Source organism: Ensifer sp. SSB1, assembly GCF_016652895.1.
Taxonomy (GTDB): domain Bacteria; phylum Pseudomonadota; class Alphaproteobacteria; order Rhizobiales; family Rhizobiaceae; genus Ensifer.
Window position 1 is genome coordinate 1 of sequence record NZ_JAEPRP010000003.1, and the last position, 16,775, is coordinate 16,775.

Sequence of the window (16,775 nt, forward strand, 5' to 3'; positions counted from 1 at the left end):
TGCCGTCGACTTCACGCCGACGCGCGTGCCTGAGGGCCAGAAGTGCGCGGTCGTGCGCAACTACTATGCGCACCACCATGGCATGTCGATTGCGGCTGTCGCCAACGTCGTCTTCAACGGCCGCCTGCGCGAGTGGTTCCACGCCGATCCGGTGATCGAAGCTGCCGAACTGCTGCTGCAGGAAAAGGCGCCGCGCGACATTCCGATCATGAATGCCAAGCGCGAGCCGGAATCGGTCGGCAAGGGCCAGGACGATCTGCTGCGCCCTGAGGTCCGCATCATCGAGAACCCGCTTTCGCAGGACCGCGAGACCGTGTTTCTCTCCAACGGCCACTACTCGGTGATGCTGACGGCCAACGGCGCCGGTTACGCCCGCTGGAACGGCCAGTCCGTCACCCGCTGGAAGCCGGATCCGGTGGAGGACCGCAGCGGTACCTTCATCTTCCTGCGCGACACGACGACCGGCGACTGGTGGTCGGCGACCGCGGAGCCGCGGCGCGCCGCGGGTGAAAAGATGCTGACCCGCTTCGGCGACGACAAGGCGGAATTCGTCAAGACCGTCGGCGATCTCACCAGCGAGGTCGAGTGCATCGTCGCCACCGAACACGATGCCGAAGGCCGTCGTGTCATCCTGCTCAATACCGGCACGCAGGATCGCTTCATCGAAGTGACCTCCTATGCCGAGCCTGTGCTTTCGACCGATGAGGCCGACAGCGCCCACCCGGCCTTCTCGAAGATGTTCGTGCGCACGGAAATCAGCCGCCGCGGCGACGTCATCCGCGTCAGCCGCAACAAGCGCAGTTCCAGCGATCCGGACATGGAAGTGGCGCATCTCGTTACCGACAATGCCGGCAGCGACCGCCACACGGAGGCGGAGACGGATCGTCGCCGCTTCATCGGCCCGGGCCGGACGCTTGCCGAAGCGGCCGCCTTCGACACGGATGCGGTGCTTTCGGGAACCGATGGGTTCACGCTCGATCCGATCATGTCGCTGCGCCGCGTCGTGCGCGTGCCCGCCGGCAAGAAGGTTAGTGTCGTCTTCTGGACGATCGCCGCGCCGAGCCGCGAGGAGGTCGATCGGGCGATCGACCGCTATCGCCATCCGGAGACCTTCAACCAGGAGCTCATCCACGCCTGGACCCGCAGCCAGGTGCAGATGCGCCACGTCGGCGTCACGTCGCAGGAGGCTGCGAGCTTCCAGATGCTTGGCCGTTACCTCGTCTATCCGGACATGCACCTGCGTGCCGATACGGCGACGGTGCAGGCCGGCCTCGACTCCCAGTCGAAGCTCTGGCCGCTGGCGATCTCGGGCGACTACCCGATCTTCTGCCTGCGCATCAACGACGACGGTGATCTCGGCATTGCCCGCGAAGCGCTGCGCGCCCAGGAATACCTGCGCGCCCGTGGCATCACCGCCGATCTCGTGATCATCAACGAACGGGCCTCGTCCTATGCGCAGGACATGCAGCATGCGCTCGATTCCATGTGCGAGAACCTGAGGCTTCGCGGCCTTTCGGATGGTCCGCGTCAGCACATCTTCTCGGTGCGGCGTGACCTGATGGAGGCGGAAACGTGGTCGACCCTGCTGTCGGCCTCGCGCGCCGTCTTCCATGCCCGCAACGGCACGATCTCCGACCAGATCGCCCGCGCCAACTCGCTCTATTCGCCGGCACCGGTGAAGGGGGCCGAGAAGAGCGGTGAGTTTGTCGGGCCGCTGCTGGCGGCGCCGCAGGAGAAGGCGGACGTTGCCCCGGCGGAAATCAAGGGTGATGGCCTGTCATTCTGGAACGGCTTCGGCGGCTTTGCCGAAGGCGGCCGCGAATATGTCGTGCGCCTGCGTGGCGGCGAAGCGACGCCGCAGCCCTGGATCAACGTCATCTCCAACGAGCAGTTCGGCTTCCACGTTTCGGCGGAAGGTGCTGCCTTCTCCTGGAGCCGCAACTCGCGTGATTACCAGCTGACGCCGTGGACCAACGACACGGTCATCAACCGTCCGGGCGAGGCGATCTTCATCCGCGACATGGAGAGCGGTTCTGTGTCGACGCCCTATGCGTCGCTCTCGCGTCGCCGCTCGGTCGTGTTCGAAACGGCGCACGGGCTCGGCTATTCGAGCTTCCGCAGCACCCAGGACGATCTCGAGATCGAGGCGACCCATACGGTGCACCGGAGCCTGCCGGCAAAGCTTATCCGCGTCTCGATCCGCAATCGTGCGGCGACGGCGCGGCGGCTGAGGCTCTACGGCTACAACGAGTGGGTGCTCGGCAACAACCGCGCCCGCTCGGCGCCTTTCATCCTCTCGAAGTGGGATGAGGAGACAACGGCGCTGGTTGCGACCAACCCCTACAGCATCGACTATGCCGGCCGCTCGGCGTTCTTCACGGTCGATGGTGGACAGGCTGCCGGCTACACTGCGAGCCGGCGGGAATTCCTGGGCTCACTGGGCGGCATCCTCGTGCCGCAGGCGGTGCTATCGGGCACCGAACTCTCGGGCTCCGTCGAGGTCGACGGTGATCCCTGCGCCGTCATCGCGTCCGATCTGACCATCGAACCCGGTGCCGAGCAGCAGATCGTCTTCATTCTCGGTGATGCCGACAATGAAGATCAGCTTCGTGCCGTGATCGGCGAACTGCGCGAGACCGCATTCGACACGGTCCTTCAGTCCGCAAAGACGTTCTGGCGCGATTTCACCGATATCGTGAAGGTGGAAACGCCGGATCCGGCCTTCGACGCCATGATCAACAACTGGCTGCCCTACCAGAGCCTCGGTTGCCGTATCATGGCGCGCTCCGCCTTCTATCAGGCAAGTGGTGCCTTCGGCTTCCGTGACCAGCTGCAGGACACGCTGGCCTTCCTGATCCACCGGCCGGAGCTTGCCCGGGCGCAGATCCTGAACGCCGCGGCCCGCCAGTTCGTCGAGGGTGACGTACAGCATTGGTGGCTGCCGGGAACCGGCGCCGGCGTGCGCACGATGATCTCCGACGACGTCGTCTGGCTCGCCCATGCCGTAACGCATTACTGCTCGGTGACCGGGACCTTCGACATCCTGGGTGAGCAGATCGCTTTCATCAGCGGTCCGGCGCTCGAAGAGGGCCAGCACGATGCCTTCTACAAGCCGGAAATCTCCGAGGAGGTCGCCGACGTCTACGAGCATTGCGCTCGCGCGCTCGATCTCGCGATCAAGCGGACCGGCGAGAACGGCCTGCCGCTGATCCTCGGCGGTGACTGGAACGATGGCATGAACCGTGTCGGTGCTGCCGGCAAGGGCACCAGCACCTGGCTTGGCTGGTTCCTTGCGGGCACCCTGCGAGGCTTCCTGCCCTACGCTCGCGAGCGTAAGGACCAGTCCCGCGTCACCCGCTGGGAGGCTCATCTCGAAGCCCTGAAGAAGGCGCTCGACACCGCAGGCTGGGACGGCGACTACTACCGCCGTGGCTACTACGACGACGGCACGCCGCTCGGCACGAGCGAGGCGCTGGAGTGCCGGATCGATTCGATCGGCCAGTCCTGGAGCGTCTTGTCAGGTGAAGGCGACGAGCAGCGCTCGCTGAAGGCTATGGACGCAGTGATGGCCGAACTGGTCGATCCGGACCAGCACATCGTGCGGCTGTTCACGCCGCCGCTCGAACGGACGTCGCAGGATCCGGGCTACATCAAGGCCTATCCGCCGGGCGTGCGCGAGAATGGCGGGCAATATACCCATGCGGCCACCTGGGTGGCGCTGGCCTTTGCCGAACAGGGCAGGGCAGAAGAGGCCTGGCGCGTTTTCCAGATGCTGAACCCCGTCTCGCATGCCGAAAGCCGCGAGGCGGCGGAGCACTACCGCGTCGAGCCCTATGTCGTCGCCGCCGATATCTACGGCGAAGGCGATCTGTCGGGACGCGGTGGCTGGACCTGGTACACCGGTTCGGCTGGCTGGCTCTACCGCGTCGGCGTCGAAGGCATTCTCGGAATCCGCAGACAGGGCGACAAGCTGGTCATCCGGCCGGTCCTGCCGGCGGCCTGGGACGGCTACTCTGCCGAAGTGACCCTCAACGGCGCGCGGCACAAGATTTCGGTGAAGCGCGACCAGAAAAGTGGCGAGCCGATCGTCAGCATAAACAATAGTGTCACAAAAAACGCGCATGAAGGCATTTTGCTGTAACGGCCGGCATTGAAGACAGGATGAAACCGGCTTTGTTCCCGCAAGGGCAAAGCCGGTTTTTCTTTGCGGAGACGCCGGCGGCACGACCTCGACGGCTGAGCGTCGTGTCTCGGAGTGCCGTGTGCTCAGATCTGCGCACCAGCTGCTCTAACACTTTGAAGCCAGAGCATCTTATCCGCTTCCAGTGACTTCACTTGAAGGCGGGGTGCTCTAAATCACCGGAGCGGGATGCGGGCGGAGAGCCGCAACATATTCCTCATCCCACTTCAGTTCATGGTGCCGGCTATCCCGCGTTTGAAAGACTGTGCGGGTTGTCGGTGCCCGTTTCAACAGGGATGGGGCAGGGGCGCCAAATCCTGGAAAACGGACCGCATGCTGCAAAAGACTTTTCAGGGTGGTGTCAACCCGACGTCCGCCCGAATGGTTCCCAAGGAGCGTGACACACGCCTGGACGTGTTCAGGGCGCTGTGTCTGTTGACGATCTTCGTCAACCACGTTCCGGGACAATATCTCGAATATCTGACGCACAAGAACTTCGGCTTCTCCGATTCCGCAGAAGCCTTCGTGCTGATTTCCGGCCTCTCGGTCGGGATTGCCTATGGCGGCAAGTTCGCTGCCGGCGGACGGCTGGCGATGACGCTGAAGATCTGGCGCCGGGCGCTGGCGCTCTATATCGCCCACATCATGACCAGCATCGTGACGCTGGCGATCTTTGCGGCCGGTGCGATCTATTTCGGCCGGCAGGATCTGATCAGCGAGATCAACATTCGTCCGATGGTGGAACGAACGGAACAGGGCATCGTCGCCATGGTGCTGCTCGGGCATCAGCTCGGCTATAACAACATCCTGTCGATGTATGCGGCGCTGTTCCTGATGTTGCCGGGCATTCTCTGGCTGAACGGCGTCAGCAAGAAATTGCTGCTCTTGCTCTCGGCCGCGCTGTGGCTGACCGCAGGCATCTTCAAATTCGTGCCGTCGAACTTCCTCGACGAGGGCTATTGGTTCCTCAATCCCTGGTCCTGGCAGTTTCTGTTCGTCATCGGCATCGTCCTGATGACCTATGTTCGCAATGGCGGACAGCTGCCACGATGGCCCTGGCTGATCGTCCTGTCGGGCGCCTATCTCGCGGTTTCCGCCGTCTGGGTGCTCTTCTCCCTCTGGAGCATCGACCTCTCCTTCGGTCTTCCAGCGGTCCTGACCGGCTTCGACAAGACCTTCCTGTCGGGGCCCCGGCTGCTGCACGTGCTGGCGCTCGCCTATATCATTGCGGTGACGCCCCGGCTCAGCAACCTCGCCAAACTCGACAGCGATCATCCGCTCTCCGTCGTCGGGCGTCACTCCCTGCCGATCTTCATATTCGGCACGATCCTGGCGATGTCCGGCCAGGTATTGCTGTTCGTCACCGGGCGAAATCCGATCTTCGGCAGCCTCTTCGTGCTCGCCGGCATAGGACTGCATTTCGCCTACGCCTATTATCTCGAATGGCTGCGCGGCATCGCTACGGCAAAGCCGCTGCGGGCGGCGTAAGAATACGCCGCCCTTGCCGGGCCTCTAGTTCCTGGCGCCAAGGGCAAGCCGGCAGGCAAGCGCCGTGAATACGGTGGCGAGAAGGTATTGCGGCAGCTTCGGGAAACGCCGGAAGCCAGAAAGCCGCGCGCGCAGATGACTGCCGACCAGGATCACCGAGCCGTTCACCAGGAGGCCGATCCCGTTCAACACGGTCGCCAGAAGAAGCATCTGCGCGGCCATCGACCCACTCTTCGGGTCCACGAACTGTGGGAACAGCGCCAATACGAAGAGCGCCATCTTCGGATTGAGCAGGTTGGTCATCAACCCCTCCCCGAAGATCCGCCTGTTGGAAAGCCGCTTGAGCGTCGAAAGCGGTGATGCGCTCGACGCGTCCGACCGGATGGTCTTGTAGGCGAGATAGAGCAAATAGGCGCAGCCCGCCCAGCGCACGATCTCATAGGCAACAGGCACGGTTACGAAAAGCTGGGAAAGGCCGAGTGCCGCGGCCAACGCGTGGCAATAGGTGCCCGCTGCGATACCTGCATAGGTCAGGAACCCGGCTGCGCGCCCCTGGCTCACGCTGCGAGAAGCGATGAGCAGCATGTCGGGACCGGGCGTGGCGGTCAGCACGAGGCTTGCCGCGGCGAAAACTGCGAGAGTGGAGATATCCGGCATGATGATTCCTTTGGAATTGAAGCCGGAATTCCCGTCTATCAGCAATCCTCAGAATGACAAGCCCACCTGATGGGACGTTGTCGGAATGCCGAAAACAAAAACCACCCGCAGTTGGCTGCGGGTGGTCTGAAGATCGTTCGCTTGGCTTGACGCGAGCGTCTTAAGCTGCCGTGTGGCTCGCGCGGACGTCCTCGTCCGTCAGGATGCCGCTGGCACGGAGCAGGGCTGCGAAGCGGCCGTTGCTCTGGCTGAGTTCGTTGAAGCCGCCCATTTCGACGACCCGGCCCTGATCCATGAAGATCACCAGGTCGGCCTCGCGCACCGTCGACAGGCGGTGGGCGATGATGAAGGTCGTGCGGTTCTTGCGCAGCGCGTCGATCGCATCCTTCACGCGGGCCTCGGTTTCGACGTCGAGCGCGCTGGTCGCCTCGTCGAGCACCAGGATCGGTGCGTTCTTGAGGATGGCGCGGGCGATGGCCACACGCTGGCGTTCGCCGCCCGACAGGCGGTTGCCGCGTTCCCCGACCACAGTGTCGTAACCGGTCGTGCGGCCCTCGATGAAGTCGCAGGCGGCGGCAGCTTCCGCGGCGGCCATGACTTCCTCGATCGTCGCATCGTCACGGCCGAGGCGGATGTTGTCCGAGATCGAGCGGTTCATCAGGCCCGCATCCTGGAAGACGGTGGCGATCGAGCGGCGCAGCGACTTGCGCGTCACCTTCGCGATATCGTTGCCGTCGATCAGGATCTGGCCGTCACGCGGGTCGTGGACGCGCTGCAGCAGGTTGACGAGCGTCGTCTTGCCGGCACCCGTCGGGCCGACGATGGCGATCGTCTGGCCGGCCTTTGCCGTGAACGAGACGTTGTGCACGCCCTGGTTCGTGTTGGCAAAGTCGAAGGAGACATTGCGGAACTCGACTTCGCCGGCAACGGTCGGCAGTTCGGTCGCACCTGCCGGCTCATCCCGCTCGCGGACGGCATCCTCGAGCTGGAAGAAGTCCTCAAGCTTGGCACGGGCTTCGAAGATCTGCGTCACGAAGGCCTTCATCTGGTCGAGGCGGCCGATCAACAGGTTGGCAAAACCGATGAAGGCGATGACTTCGCCGACGCCGAGTTCGCCGCGCTGCACCAGTACGGTGCCGATGACGAGGATCGCCATCATCGAAATGGTGGAGGCGACGCGGTTCAGCCCGCTTGCCAGCGCCCACCAGTCGAGTACCGGGAACTGGGCGGAGATCAGGCGTTCGGTGAACTTCTTCAGCTCGCGGGTTTCAGCCTCGATGCGGTTGTAGCTGTGCACCACCGAAACGTTGCTGATGGCGTCGGAAACGTGCGAGAAAACCGTGTGGTAGTGGTTCTCGACCGAAGCCTGCCCTTCCTTGGTGCGGCTCATCACCACCTTGCTGATCAGCACATAGAGCGCGCCGAGCACGACGAGAACGAGCGACAGGCGCACATCCATGGCGAAGGCGGTTGGCACGAGCAGCATGAGGGCGACGGCCGTCGCCAGGTGCTGACGCATGAATTCGAGCCAGAGGCCGAAGAGAGTTTCGCAGGCGCGCAGCAGCGTGTGCAGCGCGTTCGACGTGCCGCGCTGGCTATGCCAGGCGAGCGGCATGGAAACGATACGGCCGAAGGCTTCCGTCAGGAGCGTTGCGCGGCGGCCATGCGCCAGCCTGTCCGCCTCGCGGGCGACAAGCACGAAAGCGACGGTGTTGAAGACGCCGAGGCCGGCCCACATGAGCAGCATCGGCGTGACTTCGCCCTTCGACGAAATGGCGTCGATGATGCGACCGAACAGGATCGGTTCGGCAATCGTGATGGCTGCCAGAACGACGTTGGCAAGAACGATCGCCGAGACACGGAACTTGTGAACCGCAAGATACTGGAGCGCTCTTGCATACACCTGGAACAATGACACTGTCTCACCCCTTCCGGGTATCGGATTTGACGCGCCACAGACCTTCTGCGGCGGATGCACCCGCGACCTCGAAACCTGTTTTGGCGGGCAATAAGCTCCGCTCTTCAGGCTACGCAGCCGCGCTGAGACGGTCTTTGGCGGCACAGGGAAGCCGTAGCCGGACGCATGGACAGCCACTCTCGTTTTCCCGTTTCGCTCGAGAGTGAGCTTGGCGAGAAACTCCATAGTCTGCTATCTGTCGTGCCAACTCCGATTTCTTGCATATTTCGCATAAGACCGGGCGTGGTATGACGGATTATCGCGGGTGCAACATGAATGGTCGCTGAACGGTGCCTTTATGTCCGGATTCGGAAATGCGACCATATGCATCTACCTGGAAGGTGATCCATGAACATTACGCTGCTCGTACAGTTTCTCGCGCTTCTGGAGGAGATGAAGACACGCGAGGAAATCATCCCGGAGTTCGAGCGCCTGCTTGATCGCTGCGGCTTCGATTTCTACGGCGTCGTTCGCCAGCCCAAGCCGCATGACAATCCGCTCAGGCTGCTTCTCGCCGGTCGCTGGCCGGAAGGCTGGCCGCAGATCTACATCCGCAAGAAGTTCGTGGTGATCGACCCGACCATCCGCTACCTCGGCCATGCGCAGCGCGGCTTCCGCTGGCGCGACACACTCTTTGCCTTCCGCTCCGATCCGCATCGCAAGCGCATGGAAAGCATGATGATCGAGGCCCGCAATCACGGTCTCTACGACGGCTATATCTTCCCGGTTCACGGCCGGCGCGGCCTGCTCGGCAACCTTACGGTCGGCGGCCGCGTCGTCGATCTCAGCCCGGTCGAGATCAGCCTCTTTGACGCCATCGCCAAGCGGTTGTTCTGGAAGCTCCTGGACCTGACCGATCCCGAGGTTTCGGCCGAGCTCGGCTCGCGCGTCGAGGTGCAGATGACGCGGCGCGAAATGGAGGCGCTCAACTATCTGGCCGACGGCATGACGTCCAACGACATCGGCAAGGTGCTCGATATTTCGAGCCACACGGTCGACTGGTACATGAACGGCATCCAAGAGAAGCTGAAGGGCAAGAACCGCCATCACGTCGTAGCGATTGCCTTCCGGCTCGGGCTCATCTCCTAGGAGTCAAAGGCTTTCGGTTTCCTGTCGCATCTGAAATTGCGCTCCGCTCAGTGACCCGCTAATACTTTATTTCGCGGGTGCAGCATTTCCCGCAATTTCAAGTCATTGAGGAGACCGACTTGCCTATCTCGAAGATCCTTGTTGCCAACCGTTCTGAAATTGCCATCCGCGTTTTCCGCGCTGCAAACGAACTCGGTCTGAAAACGGTCGCGATATGGGCGGAAGAAGATAAACTGGCGCTGCACCGCTTCAAGGCGGACGAAAGTTATCAGATCGGCCGCGGGCCGCACCTTGGCCGCGACCTCGGCCCGATCGAAAGCTATCTGTCGATCGACGAGGTGATCCGCGTCGCCAAGCTCTCGGGCGCCGACGCCATCCATCCGGGTTACGGCCTGCTTTCGGAAAACCCCGAATTCGTCGATGCCTGTGACGCCGCCGGCATCATCTTCATCGGTCCGCGCCCGGCGACCATGCGCCAGCTCGGCAACAAGGTCGCGGCGCGCAACCTCGCCATTTCCGTCGGCGTGCCGGTCGTGCCGGCCACCGATCCGCTGCCGGAAGACGAAAAGGAAATCCATCGCCTTGCCGCCGAGATCGGCTATCCGGTCATGCTCAAGGCCTCCTGGGGCGGCGGCGGACGCGGCATGCGCGCCATTCGCGACCCGAAGGACCTGATCCGCGAGGTGACCGAAGCCAAGCGCGAGGCCAAGGCCGCCTTCGGCAAGGACGAGGTCTATCTCGAAAAGCTGGTCGAACGCGCCCGCCACGTCGAAAGCCAGATCCTCGGCGATACCCACGGCAATGTCGTGCACCTCTTCGAGCGTGATTGCTCGATCCAGCGCCGCAACCAGAAGGTCGTCGAGCGCGCGCCGGCGCCCTATCTCTCGGATGCGCAGCGCCAGGAACTGGCCGACTATTCGCTGAAGATCGCCAAGGCGACCAACTATGTCGGCGCCGGCACGGTCGAGTATCTGATGGACGTCAGTACCGGCAAATTCTACTTCATCGAAGTAAACCCGCGCATCCAGGTCGAGCACACCGTTACCGAAGTGGTGACCGGCATCGACATCGTCAAGGCGCAGATCCACATTCTCGACGGCGAGGCGATCGGCACGCCGGAATCGGGTGTGCCTGACCAGGCGAACATCCGCCTCAACGGCCACGCGCTGCAGTGCCGCATCACCACCGAGGATCCGGAACAGAACTTCATTCCCGACTACGGCCGCATCACCGGCTATCGCTCGGCGGCCGGTTTCGGCATCCGTCTCGACGGCGGCACGGCCTACACCGGCGCCTACATCACCCGCTACTACGATCCGCTGCTGGTCAAGGTCACGGCTTCAGGCAGCACGCCTCAGGAAGCGATCAGCCGCATGGATCGTGCGCTGCGCGAATTCCGCATCCGCGGCGTCGCCACCAACCTCACCTTCCTCGAGGCGATCATCGGCCACGAGCAGTTCCGCAACAACACCTACACCACCCGCTTCATCGACACGACGCCGGAGCTTTTCCAGCAGGTCAGGCGCCAGGACCGTGCGACGAAGCTCTTGACCTACCTCGCCGACGTCACCGTCAACGGTCATCCGGAAGCAAAAGGGCGCCCGAAGCCGCCGGCGGATGCAGCCAAGCCCGTCGTGCCGTTCATTCAAGGGGACATTCCGGCCGGCACCAAGCAGAAGCTCGACGAACTCGGCCCGAAGAAATTTGCCGAGTGGGTGCGCGGCGAAAAGCAGGTTTTCCTGACCGATACGACGATGCGCGACGGCCATCAGTCGCTGTTGGCGACCCGCATGCGCACGCATGACATCGCCCGTGTCGCCGGCACCTATGCCCGTGCATTGCCGCAGCTCTTCTCGCTCGAATGCTGGGGTGGCGCGACCTTCGACGTTTCCATGCGCTTCCTCACGGAAGACCCGTGGGATCGCCTCGCCCGCATCCGCGAGGACGCGCCGAACCTACTGCTGCAGATGCTGCTGCGCGGCGCCAATGGCGTCGGCTACAAGAACTACCCCGACAATGTCGTCAAATACTTCGTGCGCCAGGCGGCGAAGGGCGGCATCGATGTCTTCCGTGTCTTTGACTGCCTCAACTGGGTCGACAACATGCGCGTGTCGATGGAGGCTGTTGCCGAGGAGAACCGCATCTGCGAGGCGGCGATCTGCTATACCGGCGACATCCTCAACTCGGCGCGTCCGAAGTACGATCTCAAGTACTACACGGCGCTGGCGGCCGAGTTGGAAAAGGCCGGCGCGCACATGATCGCCGTCAAGGACATGGCGGGCCTGTTGAAGCCGGCGGCCGCGCGCGTGCTCTTCAAGGCGCTGCGCGAAGCGACGGATCTGCCGATCCATTTCCACACGCACGACACCTCGGGCATCGCGGCTGCGACCGTGCTTGCCGCCGTCGATAGCGGCGTCGATGTGGTCGATGCGGCAATGGACGCGCTCTCCGGCAACACCTCGCAGCCCTGCCTCGGTTCGATCGTCGAGGCGCTGCGCGGCTCGGAGCGTGATCCGGGCCTCGACCCCGAATGGATCCGCCGCATCTCCTTCTATTGGGAAGCGGTGCGTTACCAGTACGCCGCCTTCGAAAGCGATCTCAAGGGACCGGCGTCGGAAGTCTACCTGCACGAAATGCCGGGCGGCCAGTTCACCAACCTCAAGGAACAGGCCCGTTCGCTCGGGCTGGAAACCAAGTGGCACCGCGTTGCTCAGGCCTATGCCGACGCCAACCAGATGTTCGGCGACATCGTCAAGGTGACGCCGTCCTCCAAGGTGGTGGGCGACATGGCGCTGATGATGGTTTCCCAGGATCTGACGGTTGCCGATGTCGAGAACCCGGCCAAGGACATCGCCTTCCCGGATTCGGTCGTATCGATGCTGAAGGGCGATCTCGGCCAGCCCCCGGGCGGCTGGCCGGAAGCGCTGCAGAAGAAGGCGTTGAAGGGCGAGAAGGCCTACACCGCCGTTCCGGGTTCGCTGTTGCCGCCGGCCAATCTCGATGCTGAACGTAAAAGCATCGAGGACAAGCTCGAGCGCAAGGTCGACGACTTCGAGTTTGCCTCCTACCTGATGTACCCAAAGGTCTTCACCGATTATGCGGTCGCCGCCGACACCTATGGTCCGGTCAGCGTGCTGCCGACCCCGGCGTATTTCTACGGGCTTGGACCGGGCGAAGAGTTGCAGCCGGAAATCGAGCGAGGCAAGTCGCTGGTCATCCTGCACCAGGCCAAGAGCGAGCCGGACGAGAAGGGCATGGTCAAGGTGTTCTTCGAACTCAACGGCCAGCCGCGCCTGATCAAGGTTCCTGATCGCAATCGCAGTGCCGCAAGCGCCGTGCGCCGCAAGGCCGAAGGCGGCAATGCAGCCCAACTCGGCGCGCCGATGCCGGGCGTCATCTCGACCGTTGCCGTTGCCGCCGGTCAGGCGGTCAAGGCCGGCGACGTGCTGCTCTCGATCGAGGCGATGAAGATGGAAACGGCACTGCACGCGGAGAAGGACGGCACGGTTTCCGAGGTGCTGGTACGCGCCGGCGATCAGATCGACGCCAAGGACCTGCTGATCGTCTTCGGCGCCTAAGGCTCCGTTCAGACATAGAGAAACGGCCGGATGCGAGTTCGGCCGTTTCCGTTTGTGCTTTTCGGCGTCTCAGATCTCGTAGTCGTGCGGGGCGCTTAGCGAGGCGATGAACTTCTTGGTTCGCTCGCGCTCGGGCGCCGAGAAGATCGTCTTCGGGGCGCCGCTTTCGACGATGACACCGCCGTCGAGGAAGATCACCTTGTCGGCAACGCGAGAGGCAAGGCGGAGATCGTGCGTCGCCATGACCATGGTCGTGCCTTCGCGCGCGAGCCGGCTCAGGACTTCGACCACTTCTTCCGCAAGTTCCGGATCGAGCGCCGAGGTCGGCTCGTCGCAGAGAAGCACGCGCGGTGACGGGGCAAGCGCACGGGCAATCGCCACGCGCTGCTGCTGGCCGCCGGAAAGGGTGGCCGGCCAGGCATCGGCCTTGTGCGCCATGCCGACCTTTTCGAGAAGCTCCATTGCCCGGGACTTCGCCCTGTCGGCCGGCCACTTCAGGACGGTGACCAAGCCTTCCATGACGTTGCCGAGTGCTGTCTGGTGCGGGAAGAGCTGGAAATTCTGGAACACCATGCCGGTCTGCCGGCGCAGCCGCTGGACCGCCGCCCAGCCGATCTTGCGGCCGGGGGCAAATTCGAGCTTCTCGTCACCGAGCTTGATCGATCCGGAGGTCGGGATCTCCAACAGGTTGATGCAGCGCAGCAGCGTGCTCTTGCCGCCGCCGGACGGGCCGACCAGCGCGGTCACCGTACCCTCGGCGAGCGCGACCGAGATATCCTTCAGCACGAGATTGTCGCCGAAGCGCTTTTCGATTTGGGAGAGCTCGATCATGTGCGTGCCTCCAGGAAACCGCCATAGCGGGCGAAGCGTCGTTCCAGCCTGACCTGCAGGGCGGAAAGCACGGAGCTCATGGCGAGATAGATCAGCGCCGCCTCGATGTAGAGGATCAGCGGCTCGTAGGTGGTGGCGACGATGCGTTGCGCCGTCTGGAACATCTCGGGCACGGTGATGGCGGCGGCAAGCGAGGTGTCCTTCACTAGCGAGATGAAGGTGTTCGACAGCGGCGGCACGGCGACGCGCGTCGCCTGTGGCAGGATGGTGCGGCGCATCGCCTGGCTCCAGCTCATGCCGATGGAATAGGCCGCCTCCCATTGCCCGCGCGGAACCGAGGAAATCACGGCGCGAATGATCTCGGACGTGTAGGCGCCGACATTCAGCGAGAAGCCGATGAGGGCAGCGGTGAAGGCATCGAGCAGGATGCCGGCGCTCGGCAGGCCGTAGAAGATCACGAACAGCTGCACGAGCAGCGGCGTGCCGCGGATCACCCACACGTAGAAGCGCGCGATCAAGGCGACCGGCGCCGGCCCGAAAAGCCGGGCAACGGCGGTGACGAGACCGAGGATCAGACCGAAAACGAAGGAAAGCAGCGTCAGCGGGATGGTGAATGTCAGGCCGGCCCAGAGCAGGGACGGCAGGGATTCCAGCATCAGGGGGAGCCAGGTGGTCAAGGGCGGGCCTTTCAAAAAGCGCGATCCGCCCCGGAGGCCGGAACGGATCGCTTTTCATAGCCGAGATTGGCCGGCTGAGAAACCGGCCGCAACGTCGGTCGGAGGTTACTTCGAGACGTCGGCGCCGAAGTACTTCTGCGAGATCTTGTCGTAGGTGCCGTCGGCCTTGATATCGACCAGCGCCTTGTTGATCGCTTCCAGGAGTTCGGGCTCGCCCTTGCGGATGATGATGCCGGAGAAGTCGGCGTCGGCCTGCTCGGCGGCGATCTTCACCGGGGCGTCGGGCTTCTTCTTCTTGAAGTCGAGGAAGGAGAGGCTGTCGTTGATCGTCGCATCGGCGCGGCCGGTCAAGACGAGCTGGATCGACTGGTCGAAGCCGTCGGTGCCGACAAGTTCGGCGCCGGACGCGGTTGCGATCTTGCCGAAGTTGCTGGTCAGCGACTGGGCCGACTTCTTGCCCTTGAGGCTATCGAAGCCCTTGATCTCCTCGTTGTCCGACTTGACGATCAGCACGGCCTTGGAGGCGATGTAGGGCTCGGAGAAGTCGTACTTCTTCTTGCGCTCTTCGGTGATGCCGACCTGGTTGATGACCGTGTCGTAACGGTTGGCGTCAAGGCCGGCGATCAGGCCGTCCCACTTGCCTTCGAGGAATTCGGCCTTCACGCCGAGCTTTTCGGCGACAGCCTGGCCGATCTCGACGTCGAAGCCGACCAGCGCGCCGGAGGCGTCGTGGTAGGTGAAGGGCGCATAGGTGCCCTCGGTGCCGATTTTCAGCACACCGGCAGATTTGATCGCGTTGAGGTTCTCGCCGGCTTCAGCGGAGCCAAGCGCGGCAACCTGCATCAGAGCGGCGGCAAACAGCGTGGGGAGGAGTTTCATCGTGATTTTCCATCTTTTTTCTGGCCCGGCCCGTCGTCCGGATTGAGCGGACAATCGCATAAAAGATCGGCGATCTGAGCGTATAAAACACCAATTCCCGGGTGTTTTGATGAAGAATTTTCTTCGAAATGGTGCCGTTTGCGCGCAAAGAGCTCGGTTTGCGGATTTTCAGGTCCTTCGCGATTTGGCTGGTTTTCGCGACTTGAAATCGGTTTCAAAATTGGATATGCACATTTGTAGCGATTCATGCACGTTTGTACACGATTGGTGAAAATGTCGGGCGAACTCCTTCTTCGTGAACGAAAGACGCTGATCCAGGAGCGGCTGAAGGCCAATGGCCGGGTGCTGGCTGTCGATCTTGCCGCTGAGCTCAATGTCTCCGAAGACACCATTCGCCGTGACCTCCGGGAAATGGCGGCGGCCGGTCTCTGCGAGCGCGTTTACGGTGGTGCGCTCCCGGTCGTTCCGGCGGCGCACAGCACTTTGAGGGAGCGGGTGGCGATGGCGCCGGAGCGCAAGGCCGCCCTTGCCCGTGCGGCCGCCGGGCTGATCAAGCCGGGCATGACCGTGTTTCTCGACGCCGGTTCGACCAATCTTGCGATCGCGCAACTGATCGAGCCGGACCTGCAGGTGACCGTCGTTACCAATACGCCGCTGATTGCCGCGGCCCTCATGGAAAAGCCAGGGGTGGATCTCATCCTGCTCGGCGGACCGCTCAACCGGGCAGTTGGGGCGGCGATCAGTGCGCGGGCGCAACGCGATGCGGAATTGCTCCGGCCCGACCTCTGCTATCTCGGCACCTGCGGCGCCGACGCTGTCGCCGGCCTGACGGCAATCTATTTCGAGGATGCGGAGTTCAAGCGGCTCGTCGCCCAGCGCAGCCGGCGTCTCGTCGTCGCCATCACCAGCGACAAACTCGGGACCGCAGCCCCCCACACCATCGCCAGCATCGACGAGAGGGCGACGTTGGTGCTGGAAGAGGATGCTCCGGCTGAGCATTATGCGGCGTTCAAGGCGACGGGCGCAGATATTCTGATGGGGGGAGGGCCTGAGCAATGACGATTACCCATGTGGCGCTGTGGACCCGCGACCTCGAGGGCATTGCCGGTTTCTGGTCGTCCTTCTTCGGCGCCTCCGTCGGCGAAATCTACGAGAGCCGGCGCCGTCCGGGCTTCCGTTCGCGTTTCCTGAGGCTCGGTGATGGGCCCGCGGTCGAGATCATGGAGGGTCCTTGGGTTACGCCCGGCGATCCCGCGCAGGAGCGTAGCGGCCTTGCCCATGTGGCACTGTCGCTCGGCAGCGAGCAGGCGGTCGACGTGATGGCGGCGCGTGCCGAGGCCGAGGGCATCCTCGTTGCGAAGCCGCGCTTTACCGGCGACGGCTTCTATGAGGCGGTCCTGCGCGACCCCGACGGAAATCTGATCGAAATCACAGTTTGA

Annotated in this window: 11 protein-coding genes and 1 pseudogene; 6 read left to right on the forward strand and 6 right to left on the reverse strand. The window is 63.2% G+C overall.

The window, feature by feature from the left end:
- A pseudogene (locus tag I8N66_RS00955) lies at positions 1–4,141 on the forward strand (protein ndvB); the annotation flags it as partial.
- Positions 4,142–4,513: 372 nt separating this feature from the next.
- Positions 4,514–5,668, forward strand: a complete 1,155-nt coding sequence (gene opgC / locus I8N66_RS00960) for an OpgC domain-containing protein (protein WP_113535400.1) — start codon at positions 4,514–4,516, stop codon at positions 5,666–5,668.
- A gap of 24 nt (positions 5,669–5,692) precedes the next feature.
- Here opgC and I8N66_RS00965 read toward each other — a convergent pair whose 3' ends face one another.
- Together I8N66_RS00965 and I8N66_RS00970 are read right to left on the reverse strand one after the other, a co-directional pair.
- Entirely contained in the window at positions 5,693–6,325 is a 633-nt protein-coding gene (locus I8N66_RS00965) for a LysE family translocator (protein ID WP_291148597.1), read from the reverse strand.
- Between the two features lie 160 nt (positions 6,326–6,485).
- A complete protein-coding gene (locus tag I8N66_RS00970) occupies positions 6,486–8,243 on the reverse strand; it encodes a glucan ABC transporter ATP-binding protein/ permease (protein ID WP_291148600.1) in 1,758 nt (585 codons plus the stop codon).
- A gap of 387 nt (positions 8,244–8,630) precedes the next feature.
- On the opposite strand from I8N66_RS00970, the gene I8N66_RS00975 reads away from it, so the two are divergent.
- Positions 8,631–9,371, forward strand: a complete 741-nt coding sequence (locus I8N66_RS00975) for an autoinducer binding domain-containing protein (RefSeq protein ID WP_113535398.1) — start codon at positions 8,631–8,633, stop codon at positions 9,369–9,371.
- Positions 9,372–9,490: 119 nt separating this feature from the next.
- Positions 9,491–12,949 carry a pyruvate carboxylase gene (gene pyc, locus I8N66_RS00980; RefSeq protein ID WP_291148604.1) on the forward strand — a complete coding sequence of 1,153 codons (3,459 nt, stop codon included), beginning with the start codon at positions 9,491–9,493 and terminating at the stop codon, positions 12,947–12,949.
- A 69-nt stretch (positions 12,950–13,018) separates the two neighbouring features.
- On the opposite strand, the gene I8N66_RS00985 is transcribed toward pyc, so the two are convergent.
- The 4 genes from I8N66_RS00985 to I8N66_RS01000 form a co-directional block, all read right to left on the reverse strand.
- Positions 13,019–13,780 carry an amino acid ABC transporter ATP-binding protein gene (locus I8N66_RS00985; protein ID WP_291148607.1) on the reverse strand — a complete coding sequence of 254 codons (762 nt, stop codon included), beginning with the start codon at positions 13,778–13,780 and terminating at the stop codon, positions 13,019–13,021.
- Positions 13,777–14,457 carry an amino acid ABC transporter permease gene (locus I8N66_RS00990; protein ID WP_113535395.1) on the reverse strand — a complete coding sequence of 227 codons (681 nt, stop codon included), beginning with the start codon at positions 14,455–14,457 and terminating at the stop codon, positions 13,777–13,779. The genes I8N66_RS00985 and I8N66_RS00990 overlap by 4 nt, the downstream gene beginning before the upstream one ends.
- A gap of 105 nt (positions 14,458–14,562) precedes the next feature.
- Positions 14,563–15,336: an amino acid ABC transporter substrate-binding protein gene (locus I8N66_RS00995; protein WP_291148612.1), complete on the reverse strand. Its 774-nt coding sequence runs from the start codon at positions 15,334–15,336 to the stop codon at positions 14,563–14,565.
- The gene (locus tag I8N66_RS01000) at positions 15,333–15,584 is read right to left on the reverse strand and encodes a hypothetical protein (protein WP_162768591.1); all 252 of its coding nucleotides are present in this window, start codon (positions 15,582–15,584) and stop codon (positions 15,333–15,335) included. The genes I8N66_RS00995 and I8N66_RS01000 overlap by 4 nt, the downstream gene beginning before the upstream one ends.
- 25 nt (positions 15,585–15,609) lie before the next feature.
- Here I8N66_RS01000 and I8N66_RS01005 point away from each other — a divergent pair, with 25 nt between their 5' ends.
- Both I8N66_RS01005 and I8N66_RS01010 read left to right on the forward strand, forming a co-directional pair.
- Positions 15,610–16,395, forward strand: coding sequence for a DeoR/GlpR family DNA-binding transcription regulator (locus tag I8N66_RS01005; protein WP_291148618.1), 786 nt, complete (start codon positions 15,610–15,612; stop codon positions 16,393–16,395).
- Complete coding sequence (locus tag I8N66_RS01010; RefSeq protein WP_113535392.1) at positions 16,392–16,775, forward strand: VOC family protein; 384 nt, start codon at positions 16,392–16,394, stop codon at positions 16,773–16,775. The genes I8N66_RS01005 and I8N66_RS01010 overlap by 4 nt, the downstream gene beginning before the upstream one ends.